This window comes from Hydrogenophaga taeniospiralis CCUG 15921 (assembly GCF_001592305.1).
Taxonomy (GTDB): Bacteria; Pseudomonadota; Gammaproteobacteria; order Burkholderiales; family Burkholderiaceae_C; genus Hydrogenophaga; species Hydrogenophaga taeniospiralis.
Genome location: NZ_BCWR01000011.1, coordinates 205,388 through 217,493 on the forward strand (window position 1 = coordinate 205,388; position 12,106 = coordinate 217,493).

Genomic DNA, 12,106 nt, shown 5'->3' on the forward strand with positions numbered 1-12,106 from the left:
GCGGCACAGGGCCGCCCCAAGCAAGCACAGCCCCCTCGGGGGGCAGCGCAGTACACGAAGTGACAAGCGTGGGGGCCATGTGCTCAGTTCTGGGTGAGGATCAGCGCGGTGGCGTCTTCGGGCCGCTGGGTGACGCTCCAGCAATGGCCGTTGGAGGTGGCCAGGTAGACGCGGCGTGTGCCCAGCGTGAGGGCCGGGGTTTCTTCGCGCATGTCCATCGCGTCGACCAGCAACACGCGCATGTCGGGGTGGCGGGCGCGCCAGATCGCGGCCGCGTCGCGCAGCGAGGGCGCCGCGCCGATCACCTCGCCGGCGGCGCGCAGGGTGTCGGGTGGGATGGACATGCTCAGTCCTCCGACACCGACGACATCAGGCGCCGGGCTTCGACGGTGATGGGCAGGGTGGTGCCTTCGGGCATCGCCGGCAGGTCGAGCTGCCAGCCGTTGGCCAGCGTGACCAGCCCGCCCCACATGCCGGGCTCGACCATGGCGACGATGGGCTCCTCCAGATCTTTCTTGGGCACGTAGGCGCTCAACACGCCTTTGGCATCTTTGCGGATCATCACTTTCATGGGGCGCTCCAGTCAGGAAAACACAGGGTGGGGAAACAGACGTTTGTCGGGAAAAGCGGGCGGTCATGCCCCGGCCAGCGCGGCGTGTTCCTCGCGCAGCAGGGGCTCCAGCAAAGGGGGCAAGGCGCTCAGCAGGTGGGCCACGTCGTCGGCACGGCTCATGCGGCCCAGCGAGAGGCGCACCGCGGCCAGCGCCTCGTCGCGCGGCACGCCCATGGCGCCGAGCACATGCGAGGGTTCGGAGCCGCCCGACGAACAGGCCGCGCCCGACGAGGCGGCCACGCCCAGGCGCTCCAGGCGGTTGAGCACCACGTCGGCGGACACGCGGCCGAAGCGCAGGTAGCTGGTGCCGGGCAGGCGCGGCGCGCCCTGGCCCCACACGTGCACGGCGGGAAGAGCGCACAGGCCACGCTCCAGCGCATCGCGTAGCGCCGCCTGGCGCGCGGCCTCGGCGGCCACGTCGTCCCCACCGCCCAGCAACTCCAGCGCGGCGGCCATGCCGACGATGCCGGGCAGGTTCTCGGTGCCCCCGCGCCGGCCGCGCTCCTGGCTGCCCAGCGTCTGCGGCACGAAGGGCTGGCCCTGGCGCAGCAGCAAGGCGCCCACGCCTTTCGGGCCGTTGAACTTGTGGGCAGAGAGCGACACCGCGTCGGCCCCGAAGCGGGCGAAGTCAAACGGCAGCTTGCCGATGAACTGGGTCGCGTCCACGTGCAGCGCGGCGCCGGCGGCATGCGCCAGCGCGGCGACCTCGGCCACCGGCATCAACACCCCGGTTTCGTTGTTGGCGGCCATGAGCGAGACCAGGGCCACGTCGGGCCCGATCAGGCCGGCCGCGGCGGTGGTGTCCAGCGTGCCGTCGCTGCACACCGGCAGAAAGCCCACCGGCACGCCGGCCTCGGCCAGCGCGCGCGCCAGCCGCAAGTGGCCCGCGTGTTCAACCGCGCTGAACAGCACGCGGCGTCGCCCATGCCCCGCCGCGGCGAGCAGGCCGCGCACGGCCATGTGGTTGGCCTCGGTGGCGCCGCTGGTGAACACCACTTCCTGTGCCTTGCAGCCCAGCGCGCGGGCGGTGCTGGCGCGGGCGGCGCTCAAAGCCCGCTTGGCGCCCTGCCCCGGCCCGTGCTGCGAAGACGGGTTGGCCCAGAGCTGCTCGAACACCGGCAGCATCGCCGCGACCACGGCGGGCGCGGGCGGTGTGGTGGCGTTGTGGTCGAAATAGATCATGGCCAGAATTTGCGTTCTGGGTCCAGGCACAGCAGATCGATCAGCGCGTCCAGCGAGGCGTGTTCGACGCAGGCGACCCAGCGGCCGTTGGCGTGGTCGCGCTGGCACAGCCGCCAGCCCGGCGCCGCCCCGGGCACGGCCCCGGCCGGTGCCTCGCAGGGCTCCAGCCAGGCGATGTCGATGGTGCCGCCGCCGGGGTCCACGTTGCGCGAGCAGCAGGGGCTTTCGATGCGAAAGCCCTGGCCTTCGCGCAGCACGCGCGGGCGCACGTAGCGGTAGCGCACGCGCTGGCGCAGCGCGCGTTCCAGCCGATGCTGCACCAGGTCGCGCACCCGCCCCCCGGCCCTGGCGGCCGGTTCTTCGGTGGCGCAGGGCTCGGGCTTCATGCGGCCTCGTCCGTCTCAGGTCGCCAGCCGTCGGGCGTGGCCACGATTTCGAGTTCCAGGCAGCCGACCACGCAGCCGTCGAACTCGACCAGGTAGACCGGCTCGTTCACCTCGGTCGCATGGCCCACGTTGACGACCATGCCCACCGCGCCGCGCGGCGCCAGCAGGGCGTCGACCGCGCGCTCGGGGTGGCTACCATCGTTGAGCAGATCGTCCAGCGCCACCACGTGCTGGCCCCAGGCGTACAGCGGGGTTCGGGGTTCGATGCCGTTCATGGGGCCTCCGTGGACGTGGGGGTGGCGGCAGAGGGCCGGGCCGATCCGAGCGTGCTCAGCGCCTGGGCCTTGTCGCCCAGCTGCGCCAGCACCTCGTCGGGCAGGTTGTCCAGCGTGCACAGCTCCTTGGCCCGCATGCCCACGCGGTGGCCGGACTCGACGAAGTCCACCGCGTAGATATAGAACTGCTGCAGGAAGGTGTTGATGTTGACGACGTAGCCGATCTCGCCCTTGTGCACCAGCACCTCGCCGATGTCCCGGCCGTTGTAGGTGCCGTCGTTGCGGATCACCGAGCGCGCCACCACCCGCTCGCCGTAGCGGAAGCGCGGCGGGCCGGCCAGTTCGATCTCGTTGTCGTCGCGGTTGATGTCAGCCATGGGCCACTCCCGTGGGTGCCGCTGTGGGCAGGGTTCGCGGGCCGGGTGCGGCGGCGCGGCGCTCGCGCGCGCTGCGGCGCACCTCGGGGTCTTCGTCGTCGCACAGCGCCGCCAGCGTGGCCGGGTCGGCGCGCTGGGCCACCTCCCAGCGCACGCGCCAGTCGGGGTCGTGGGCCAGGCGCGGCAGCAGCGCCACCGGCAGGCGCTCGGCCACCACGCGGCGCACCTCGGGCGTGGGGTCGTCCAGCAGTTGCAGCAGCGCCGGCATCTCCAGCCGCTGCGCCACCCGCAGGCGCACGGCGCGGTCGGCATCGCGCGCCATGGTGGGCAGCAGGGCCAGCGGCAGGCGCAGCGCGACGAGTTCGCGCACGCCGTAGTCGGGGTCGTCGCGCAGGGCCGCCAGCGCCGCGGGCGCGAGCCGCTGCGCCACGCGGATGCGCACCTCGCGGTGCGGGTCGCGGGCCAGCCGGGGCAGTTGCTCCAGCGGCAGGCGCAGCGCGATCTGCAACCGCACGGTTTCGTCGGGGTCGTCGATCAGGGCGCGCAGGCGAAACACGCTGGCGCGGCGCGCGGCGATCGCCCGCACCTCGAAGTACGGGTGGCCGAGCTGCCCGTCGGACAGCGCAGGGTGCCAGCGGAAAAAGCGGTCGATGCGGCGGGCGTACACGTCTTGCAGGCAGGCGTGGCCCGGCTCGCAGCCCTGCTCGCCGGGCAGCGCACGCAAGTGGGCGCAAGCGCAGGCGGCGCAGTCGATAGCCCCGCCCTGCCAATGCTGCGGCGGGATGTCGCCCGCGGGCGCGCGCTGGGCCAGCGGCGTGTTCATGGGCCGACCCCGCTCCAGCCGCGCACCGGGTACGCGCCGGGTGATTCACCCGCGCCCGCCTCGCCGCCCCGCTCGTGGCGCGCCAGCACATGCGACAACAGGGCACCGCCCACGTGGTCGGCCGGGTCCAGGCGGCGCAGCTCGGCCAGCAGGGCGCGGGCCTCGTCCATCGCGCCCAGGCGCATGTGCAGATAAGCCAGGCCCTTGAGCGCGAACAGATAGAAGCGCACCGCCGCGTCGTGGCGCGCGGCATCGTCGCTCGGGGGCGCATCGCCGAAGTTTGGCCCCAGCGCGGTGCGGGCGATGGCCAGCGCGTCTTCGCCCGCGTCGCGTGCGGCGGCGAGGTTGTGGCCGTAGAAATGGAACCGGTAGAGCGCGATCAGCGGCGCGGGGTGGCGTGGCGCGGCCGCGCGGGCCTGCTCCAGCAGCGCCAGGGCCTGCGCGGGCTGGTCGCGCAGCAGGCCGGCCTGCGCGATCAGCGCGGCCACCTCGGGGCTGAGCGCGGCGCCGATCGCACCCAGGCCGAACGCCGCAGCCGCGTCGTCAAAGCCCAGGTTGGCGGCGTCGTCCATGGCCCGGTTCCCGTGGTGGGCGCTGAACTCAGGACGCCAGCGTGGCGGGCCGGCCGCGGCCGATGGCGCCGATCTCGATCTTGGTCACGCCGGGGGGCGCGGCGGACTCGGCGCTGCTGCAGCCACAAGCGGCCTGGTTCGGGTTGATGAACGTGAGGCCCGACTGGGTGGGTGTGTCGGCGAAATCGATGGTCACGCCTTCGAGCAGCAGCCGGCTCTCGGCCCCCAGGAACAGGCGCAGGCCTTCGATCTCCAGCACCTGCTCACCCGGGCCAGGCGCGGCCTCGGCGCTGAATTCCGAGCTGTAGCCCGAGCAGCCCCCCGGGCTGACCGCCAGACGAAAACCCGCGCCCGCCGGTAAGCCGGAGAAGCGCACGATGCGCGAAATGAACTTGACCGCGGCGGGCTTGAGAACGATGTTGGGCAGCATGGTGGTGGTCTCGGTGAGGATGGGGGTCACGCCTTCACGATGCAGCCGTCGACCGGGCAGACCGCGACGCACTGCGGCTCGTCGAAGTGGCCCACGCAGTCGGTGCACTTCTTGGGGTCGATGACGTAGGTGCCGCCTTTTTCGCGGATCGCGACGTTCGGGCACTCGGGTTCGCAGGCCGAGCAGGCGGTGCAGGTGGACGCGATGATCTTCATGGGCATGGTGGCTCTCCTTCTGGGAAACGTCGTGGGAAAACGAGGGTCAGGCGGCTTCGGCCAGGCCGCCGGTGAAAGCGCCCTGGCGGATCTGCGCGTCGCCGCGCTGCTGGTGCGTGATGGCACCGCTGGCGATGCGGCCGCGGTAGTCGTTGAACCAGTCGAGCGCGGCTTTTTCGATGAACTCGCCGACGTACTGGTCCACCGGCTCGACGCCGGCGGCCAGCAACTCGTCGCGCGGGCAGGCGCCAATCTTGGCGACCAGCACGGCGTGGCAGTCGTTGATGGCCTTGACCACCGAGGGCAGCTGTTCGTCGTCGCCAAAACCGCCCTGGCAATACAGGTCCACCCGGCGGTGGCCGACGAACAGGGCCTGCGCGGCCGAGACCTCAAACACCTGGAATTCGGTGACGTGGCCGAAGTGTTCGTTGACCCGGCCGCCGCCCTTGGTAGCGACCGCGACCAGCACCTTCATGTTGTCGTCCACACCGACGGCGTTGGCCGCTGCGGCCAGGGCTTCGTGTTTGGCGGCCTGCTGCGCCTGGCGCTCGACCTCGACCTTGTCCTGGTAGCTCTTGCGCTTGTCCAGGTCGTAGACCACGTCCATCTGCTCCAGCTTGTCGAGCGTGAACTCTTCCGAGCGGTCTTCGCCCAGCAGGCCCACCGCGTCGGCACGGCACTGGCGGCAGTGGCGCATGAGGTTGGCGCCGCCCATGCAGGCGTCCTGCACGGCTTTCAGCTCGGAGGCGGTCGGGCCGCGCTGGCCGGTCAGGCCGAACACCGTGCCGTGTTCGGCCTCGGAGATCAGCGGCATGATGTTGTGCAGGAAGGCGCCGCGCTTCTTCACCTCGCGGTTCACCTCCATCAGGTGCTCGTCGTTGATGCCGGGGATCAGCACCGAGTTGATCTTGGTGAGCACGCCGCGCGCGGTGAGCATTTCCAGGCCGAGCATCTGGCGCTCGTGCAATACCTTCGCGGCCTCGTAGCCGGTCACGCGCTTGTGGTTCCAGAAGATCCAGGGGTAGATCTTCTCGCCCACGGCCGGGTCCACCATGTTGATGGTGATGGTGACGTGGTCCACGTTGTATTTGCAGATCTCGTCCACGTAGTCCGGCAGCGCCAGGCCGTTGGTGGACAGGCAGAGCTTGATGTCGGGCGCCTGCTCCTGGAGCATGCGGAAGGTCTCGAAGGTCTTGGCCGGGTTGGCCAGCGCATCGCCCGGGCCGGCGATGCCGAGCACCGTCATCTGCGGAATCTCGCTCGCGACCGCGACCACCTTCTTGACAGCCTGCTCCGGCGTGAGCTTCTGGCTCACCACGCCGGGGCGCGATTCATTCGAGCAGTCGTATTTGCGGTTGCAGTAGTTGCACTGGATGTTGCAGGCCGGCGCCACGGCCACGTGCATGCGCGCGTAGTGGTGGTGGGCTTCTTCGGAATAACAGGGGTGGTTCTTGACCTTGTCCCAGATCTCCTGGGGCATGTCGTCGGGGCCGTCGGACGAACCACAACTGGCCTTGCCTTCACCGCCCGCAGTGCCACAGCCGCCACCGGCCTCGGGCACATTGAGCTTGGCGCCCAGCGGCTTGATCGAACCAATGGACACATACGTCTTGGCGGGCATGGCGCCGGGCGCTGCACTGCCACCACTGCTCAAGGCTGTCGACATGAAGACCCCTTTCGTGCAACCAACAACGGCCGCTTGGCAGGTCTTCAGCGAATTTCGTGCCACCGAAAAAAGCGTTTCAGATCAATGGCTTGATGGTTTTGTCGGTTGTCGGGAATGGGACAACGGAGGTGGTTTTGTTGGCGGGGCGTCGGGGTTGCGACAAAGCGCGGGGGATGGCTGGGAGGACGGGAGCGACTCAGCGTGGCTGAGGGCATCGGTGCCGTGAATGACCGGAGTACAGCGGCTGCGGTCGTACGTCCGGCTGAATTCGCCTCCTGGAAGCGGTCGTTCAACCTCGACTCTCATGGCAGCTGTCGACGCTTGCCCGCAAGGACCTGTTGGCTTGCCGGTGGGGGTTAGCGATGGCACCCGAGCATGTGGCTATCGCCCCTCTGTCTCATTGAACAATGGAATTGTCACTGGCGATGGTCCTTCCGTGGCCACAGAAGTGGTGGCGATGCTAGCCGTGAAGCCTGGCGGCAAATGCTTATACGTGGCGTCTGGCTTGGTATCAGAACCGTGAATGGCCGCATCGAGATCGCGTACTCGAAGAGGAACACACTGAGCGGTGAACAGCTGTCCTCCATCGACCGAGTATCCAATGCGCCTGAACGCTTCCCAGTAAGGGGTGACCACCAACGAGCCACCAAAGTGTCCGGTATTGCAAACCACCACGTTGCAGAAGACCGTCCTTGAAAGAGATACGGCCAGCGACTCAAAGAGCTTTACGTCACGGTTATAGGCAATGACAAACAAATGGTGAACGCGCCCACGATAGAGGAGCGCGCGCTCAATATCCATGAAGTCATAGCAAATGCTGACTCCGATGCGCCCATAGGGTCCTGCATCGAAGACGTAGACGTTGGGATCGGCCTCGAAAGTCCACGGCGGTGTGTACTTTTTGAAGCCTGCCGCCTCAGCTGGCGCGGGGTCCCGTTTGCCGAACCAGACTCTAGCTGCGTAGCGCGATGGCCTGCGCTTCCAGAAATTCCTTGGAACGATGACAAGGCCTTCGTTTTTCGCAGATTTCGTCAGATGGTTCAGACGGTAGTCGACGCCAACGATCGCTATCGCATTCATTGAACACACTAGCTGCTCGAAGTCGTCTAGTCGCGTTCTTGGAAGTGATAGCTCCGGGAGGAGAATGATGCGCGGCTGATCGTCGTGATCGGCCAATGCCCTCATTGCTCTCCGAATTTCGTGCCACGCACGGCTGTCCTCGGCTGCCGAGATTTTTGGCTCGTCGCTAGCGGAACTCCAGGCAAGCTTGGCATCTAAGGTTGTCTGAATTACGCCAAGGGTAAGCGCATCAACAAGTGTTGGATTCTCACGGTTCATGCCGGGCCCATTTCAAAGTAGCCTTTCCAATCAACATCGGTGAGGTGCATGAGATTGACGGGAGTGACCTGCCGGGACTGCTGATTGAAAGTCGATATTTGATTTCCTTCAAGTTCGTTCTGGGCGATTGAAATAATGCGCGCCAAATCGGCCGCATCGACGAGGCTTACTGGATCGTGCTCAGTGTCATCGTCGAATTTCGAGCTCCATGCTTGGTGTAGGCTAGCGAATATATTCTCGACTGCACGAGGTTTAAGACACGCTTCGAGAATCCCAAGAGTTGCCGAAGAATAGGTGATCTCATCCCGCAGGAGTTGCGGGAGATGCCTGAGCATGCTTTCGTGTCCCAGCCCGTTCCACTGTACTGGCAAGAGGAAGGAGCGCGAAAGCAAGGCAAAGAGACAAAGGCCAAGACCGCGAATTGGATTCTGCGCGGATGCTATGTCGCTCACAACGAGCGGGGCATATCGTCGGTCATAGATCTGACGCCGCTGGGGAACTTGTCGTAGGACTCCACTGCCAGCATCGCGCAACTTCTGCTTCCACTCTTGCCAAGAGACTGCTGGCGTATCGATGAGATGGCTCGGCAGTGCGAAATTGAGCGGATGCGCACAGTTGGAGCGCGCATCATTGTCTTTTCGCGATGCGCGTTGAAGATAGTCCTGATCCAGCGTCTCGGCGGTGGTCGATAGCAACAGCGCCGCTTGTCTAACGATCTCTAGGCACGTCCACTCGCCGAGTCGCCATTCCTTTTTAATTCCCGGGTCGTTGCTCCCCCATATTTTTTTCGCCCAGACTGGCAACGGCAGCAGTTTTCCCGTCTCAGATCCAAATAATGATTTCCGAACTCGAGACGCTGCCGTTGAAATAGCCGTCACGTGCTGAAAGTCCGGCTGATCGATACGATCCATCAAGGCATCAAACCACCACCCTTCTTGATTCGCTTGAATGGGCCTAGTTGCTGACGCGATCCGCACTAATGGCGCGATTGGCGCATCCGCCGGGAAGAAAGTCCAAAGATCATCGGACTCGGGTAGGCCATCGACGAGTGTTCCCAGGTGAAGAATCAGGTCGGACGCTCGACGAACCGGCTTGCGAAGGTCGAACTTGCATCCCCACCAAGCTAGAGCAACGCGCAAATCTGGCGCTACGTCATCGTCACTTAGCAACGCACGGCCCTTGTCGACAAATGCTTGACTCAGCCTTTGCCCCAAGAGTTGCAAAGAGCCTGGGGACTTTTCTAGCAGAACGGTGGCGCAGTACACACCGACGAAGAACTGATTCAGGCTCTTCTGTACAAACCATCGGTCTGCTGCGGGTACGCCTCGATTGGTGAGCCTTGCAATATCCCGCAGAGATCGCAGTGCGGCGGCTCTGCGCCAGCCTGCAGCATTGGTGTCGACAAGCAACTGTGCAGCCCGCACGGTTTCTGCAGCGAGCACAGAGTACGAATTGCCGAGTATGTAGCTGGCCGCCAGTCGATTGACCGGGTCGCGCCCGTAGCGATCGATGTCATCGAAGAAAAGTTCTAGTCCCGTGGCGCCTAGGCGGCGCGCAATCGTCAGCGCATGGGTCCACAGGCGGACGCGATCAGGCCGTTCGTGCAGGACTTTTCTAACCAATCCAAATACTCTGTCAGCGATGCCGGCAAGTCGGGCGTGAATCTGGGTGTCGTTGATCCCAGTAAGACTCGCGATTGGATCGAGTGAAGAGTCTTCGCCGTTGTGGCCCTTTGTTTGCCTCCCGGCCACTCGGCTTCGCCCAGCGCCGCCGTGTCGAATGTCGAGTGTTTCCGGTGACGCGAGCCTAGCTTCGGCGACCCGGGCAAGGCGGGTCGCCGCGAACGCCAAACGTGTGCGCCCTGGCATCTCTGCTTCAGGAACATCTACGAGCAATAGATGTTCTAGCTGCTGGGACAGAATTGAGAGTTCGTTATCTTCAAGCGTCGTGAAATCCGTCCTGCCGATTGCCGAAACAAGCGCAATCGTCTTTGTCATCAATGGAGTTGGGAATTCAGGATCGAGGCGGCACTCGTCCTTTGCTCGATTCCACTGCTCCGACCCGGCAAAGCGTTTGCTTGCATCGATTGTTCCTAGAAAGTCCCCTAGCGCTTTCGGTTCTGTTTTGGCCGGGTTGATGCTGGCGCCAGAGCCTAGCCTTTCGATCACGCTCTTGTAGTGGTCGATCCATTTCACTAGCTCCTCAAACGTCTTGGCCAAGATCACATGGTCGTCGACATAGCGGAAATGCGCGACGCGTCCGATTGGGAGCGATTTCTGTACTTCTTGGTCAACCTGCAAGAGGGCTGCATTTGCGAGAAACCCTGACACCATGAGTCCAGTGGGAATTCTGCGGAAGGTCTTCCTAGACTCGTCAAGTTCTATGTGCTTGAGTTCAGTATCTGTCCAACCCTCGAGATCCAATGGAAGCTGTGTCAGCGTCTTCAAAAGCCGTTGAACTTCAGGGCGCAGCTCGGCCGGGACGGACTGAGAAATTGCATCAACGCAAGCCACGAGAGAAATGGACGGGTAGAACTTCTCGAGATCTACCGATGCCCAGTAGATGTCGCTCTTGTTTGCGTCAGTTGGCAAGGAAGTCCAATAGTCGGCGAGAACGAATGGACAGCTGTCCGCCTTGTGCATGCGACGCTGAAGGTCAAGCTCCTCGCGTTCATCGTCATCTAGGTTGTCGATCTGTTCATGACCGTGCGCCGCGGCCGAAACCGCCAACGCCACATGCCGCCTAAACAGCGGCCAAGCCTGCTGAAACGGCCTGTAGATTCGGCCGGAGGAGTGCCTGTATGGGCCGATCTTCCTTAACTTTTTGCCGAGATCGTCTTCTTCAATCCATGCAGGCCGGAAGAGTCGGTTGCCGTAGCTCCAAACAGGCATGCGCTCGTCGACGAAGTGCCCAAGTACGTTTACGACTGCCACCCAGGCGACCTGATCCCTGACCGCAAAGTGGAAGTACTGACGAACCCTAGGATTCCCCTCTCCATCAGGGTTCTTTGGAAAAGCCATCGGCCGAATCGGCGAAATTCGGAATTTTCTAGAGCGTAGATCGTCAGCAAGGCGCTGAAGTTCGCGGCCCAAGTGAACTTCAAACGCAGCAAGCTCCGCCTCGTCTATCCAAACGTCGCCAGGGACAGAAGCTCGCTTCACTTTCTCCCATGCCCAGCGCATGTTCAGTTGGTCGCACACCTGACTTAGGAAACTATGCATTCATTCCTCGCGCAATCACATCACTTGCATCCATGTCTTTAGGTGGCACTGCAAATCGAATGCTCTTGCTTCTTGCCCGAAACTCCTTTGCAAGGAATTTCATGAACTTTTCACCTGCAGCATCGCCGTCGGGAACGCCCACCAGGTCAAACGGAAGCAATTCATCAACCCATTCAGAACGGAACGACGTGGCCCCTAGAACCGCAACCGCTGCTAGTCCTGCCCCTTCCATCGCAATTGCGTCTGGGACACCCTCGCAAATGTGGAGAAGACTTCCTGTCTGCAACTGGCTAAGTCGCTGGCTGTTGTACATGGGTTTGGGGATGCCACTCGGACCGAAGAACTTCATGCTGCTCTGAAGGCAGCGAATCTGAAAGTACTGTGTAGCTTCCTCGGAATTGAAGGGGAACAGTAGCGCGTAACCAGACCAGCTCAGTGCTCGTCGCTTCCCAGACAGCCCTGCGCTACGGATTCGTTCTGCGCCCCAATGCTTCTCCAATACCCGATACGCCCTTGCCGGATCCACGAGTTCCACGACGCCGCACTTAAGCGCCAGTTCCGGCGCAATTCCATGAGCTAGCAGGTAGGCAGTCCCGAGCGACTCTTTGACCCGGCCACAGTGCGCTACGAGCCAGGTGTACAGCTCGGGGTCCGGATTCGTCGTGGTGGCCGGAGGAGGGAGATTGCTTGGCTTCGGACTAGGCGCTCGAGAAATTGTATGAACGCGTCGGCCTGACTGCACGTCGCCGCCGATGATGCCGAAGTGGCCGGAAAGCCATTTACAGGCTTCCATGAATGCAAGGCCGTGAATTTTCTGAACTAGCGCGATTGCGTCGCCATGCTCACCGCATCCGAAGCACTTCCACGTATTTCTCGCTTTGCTGACGGTAAAGCTTGGACTCGCTGAGTCGTGCCCGTTGAAGCACATCGCCTTGGTGCCACGTAGGGTGATCCCTAAGGCCAAAGCGACATCCGCCATGGGCAATTCTCGAAGGCGCAAAAGCACCT

General features: G+C 64.0%; 14 protein-coding genes. All 14 read right to left on the bottom strand.

Features of this window, described 5'->3' with window-relative positions; all coding sequences use genetic code 11:
- Positions 1-83: 83 nt before the first annotated feature.
- Entirely contained in the window at positions 84-344 is a 261-nt protein-coding gene (locus tag HTA01S_RS15175) for a hypothetical protein (RefSeq protein ID WP_068173338.1), read from the bottom strand.
- Positions 345-346: 2 nt separating this feature from the next.
- On the bottom strand, positions 347-571 hold the full coding sequence (gene nifT / locus HTA01S_RS15180; RefSeq protein ID WP_068173340.1) for a putative nitrogen fixation protein NifT: 225 nt from the start codon (positions 569-571) through the stop codon (positions 347-349).
- A gap of 63 nt (positions 572-634) precedes the next feature.
- The gene (locus HTA01S_RS15185; protein WP_068173341.1) at positions 635-1,795 is read right to left on the bottom strand and encodes a cysteine desulfurase family protein; all 1,161 of its coding nucleotides are present in this window, start codon (positions 1,793-1,795) and stop codon (positions 635-637) included.
- Positions 1,792-2,181, bottom strand: a complete 390-nt coding sequence (locus HTA01S_RS15190) for a DUF3024 domain-containing protein (RefSeq protein ID WP_068173344.1) — start codon at positions 2,179-2,181, stop codon at positions 1,792-1,794. Before HTA01S_RS15190 ends, HTA01S_RS15185 begins: the two co-directional genes overlap by 4 nt.
- Entirely contained in the window at positions 2,178-2,456 is a 279-nt protein-coding gene (locus HTA01S_RS15195) for a nitrogen fixation protein NifZ (RefSeq protein ID WP_068173345.1), read from the bottom strand. Before HTA01S_RS15195 ends, HTA01S_RS15190 begins: the two co-directional genes overlap by 4 nt.
- Positions 2,453-2,833 carry a nitrogen fixation protein NifZ gene (locus HTA01S_RS15200; RefSeq protein ID WP_068173347.1) on the bottom strand — a complete coding sequence of 127 codons (381 nt, stop codon included), beginning with the start codon at positions 2,831-2,833 and terminating at the stop codon, positions 2,453-2,455. Before HTA01S_RS15200 ends, HTA01S_RS15195 begins: the two co-directional genes overlap by 4 nt.
- The gene (locus HTA01S_RS15205; protein WP_068173349.1) at positions 2,826-3,656 is read right to left on the bottom strand and encodes a 4Fe4S-binding leucine-rich repeat protein; all 831 of its coding nucleotides are present in this window, start codon (positions 3,654-3,656) and stop codon (positions 2,826-2,828) included. The genes HTA01S_RS15200 and HTA01S_RS15205 overlap by 8 nt, the downstream gene beginning before the upstream one ends.
- Positions 3,653-4,228: a tetratricopeptide repeat protein gene (locus HTA01S_RS15210; RefSeq protein ID WP_068173351.1), complete on the bottom strand. Its 576-nt coding sequence runs from the start codon at positions 4,226-4,228 to the stop codon at positions 3,653-3,655. Before HTA01S_RS15210 ends, HTA01S_RS15205 begins: the two co-directional genes overlap by 4 nt.
- 28 nt (positions 4,229-4,256) lie before the next feature.
- Complete coding sequence (locus HTA01S_RS15215) at positions 4,257-4,658, bottom strand: HesB/IscA family protein (RefSeq protein WP_068173517.1); 402 nt, start codon at positions 4,656-4,658, stop codon at positions 4,257-4,259.
- Positions 4,659-4,684: 26 nt separating this feature from the next.
- Positions 4,685-4,879, bottom strand: coding sequence for a 4Fe-4S dicluster domain-containing protein (locus tag HTA01S_RS15220; RefSeq protein ID WP_068173353.1), 195 nt, complete (start codon positions 4,877-4,879; stop codon positions 4,685-4,687).
- Positions 4,880-4,919: 40 nt separating this feature from the next.
- The gene (gene nifB, locus HTA01S_RS15225) at positions 4,920-6,539 is read right to left on the bottom strand and encodes a nitrogenase cofactor biosynthesis protein NifB (protein WP_407656114.1); all 1,620 of its coding nucleotides are present in this window, start codon (positions 6,537-6,539) and stop codon (positions 4,920-4,922) included.
- Positions 6,540-6,920: 381 nt separating this feature from the next.
- Complete coding sequence (locus tag HTA01S_RS24770) at positions 6,921-7,877, bottom strand: carbon-nitrogen hydrolase family protein (protein ID WP_084236136.1); 957 nt, start codon at positions 7,875-7,877, stop codon at positions 6,921-6,923.
- A complete protein-coding gene (locus HTA01S_RS24775; RefSeq protein WP_169804783.1) occupies positions 7,874-11,059 on the bottom strand; it encodes an RNA-directed DNA polymerase in 3,186 nt (1,061 codons plus the stop codon). Before HTA01S_RS24775 ends, HTA01S_RS24770 begins: the two co-directional genes overlap by 4 nt.
- A gap of 31 nt (positions 11,060-11,090) precedes the next feature.
- Positions 11,091-12,077, bottom strand: coding sequence for a CHC2 zinc finger domain-containing protein (locus HTA01S_RS24780; RefSeq protein ID WP_169804784.1), 987 nt, complete (start codon positions 12,075-12,077; stop codon positions 11,091-11,093).
- Between the last annotated feature and the right edge of the window lie 29 nt (positions 12,078-12,106).

Coding starts and splice junctions, on each gene's coding strand:
- HTA01S_RS24770 (WP_084236136.1), bottom strand. CDS start 7,877: ATGAACCGTGAGAATCCAACACTTGTTGATGCGCTTACCCTTGGCGTA.
- HTA01S_RS15175 (WP_068173338.1), bottom strand. CDS start 344: ATGTCCATCCCACCCGACACCCTGCGCGCCGCCGGCGAGGTGATCGGC.
- HTA01S_RS15195 (WP_068173345.1), bottom strand. CDS start 2,456: ATGAACGGCATCGAACCCCGAACCCCGCTGTACGCCTGGGGCCAGCAC.
- nifT (WP_068173340.1), bottom strand. CDS start 571: ATGAAAGTGATGATCCGCAAAGATGCCAAAGGCGTGTTGAGCGCCTAC.
- nifB (WP_407656114.1), bottom strand. CDS start 6,539: ATGTCGACAGCCTTGAGCAGTGGTGGCAGTGCAGCGCCCGGCGCCATG.
- HTA01S_RS15185 (WP_068173341.1), bottom strand. CDS start 1,795: ATGATCTATTTCGACCACAACGCCACCACACCGCCCGCGCCCGCCGTG.
- HTA01S_RS15205 (WP_068173349.1), bottom strand. CDS start 3,656: ATGAACACGCCGCTGGCCCAGCGCGCGCCCGCGGGCGACATCCCGCCG.
- HTA01S_RS15220 (WP_068173353.1), bottom strand. CDS start 4,879: ATGCCCATGAAGATCATCGCGTCCACCTGCACCGCCTGCTCGGCCTGC.
- HTA01S_RS24780 (WP_169804784.1), bottom strand. CDS start 12,077: ATGGCGGATGTCGCTTTGGCCTTAGGGATCACCCTACGTGGCACCAAG.
- HTA01S_RS15210 (WP_068173351.1), bottom strand. CDS start 4,228: ATGGACGACGCCGCCAACCTGGGCTTTGACGACGCGGCTGCGGCGTTC.
- HTA01S_RS24775 (WP_169804783.1), bottom strand. CDS start 11,059: ATGCGCTGGGCATGGGAGAAAGTGAAGCGAGCTTCTGTCCCTGGCGAC.
- HTA01S_RS15190 (WP_068173344.1), bottom strand. CDS start 2,181: ATGAAGCCCGAGCCCTGCGCCACCGAAGAACCGGCCGCCAGGGCCGGG.
- HTA01S_RS15200 (WP_068173347.1), bottom strand. CDS start 2,833: ATGGCTGACATCAACCGCGACGACAACGAGATCGAACTGGCCGGCCCG.
- HTA01S_RS15215 (WP_068173517.1), bottom strand. CDS start 4,658: ATGCTGCCCAACATCGTTCTCAAGCCCGCCGCGGTCAAGTTCATTTCG.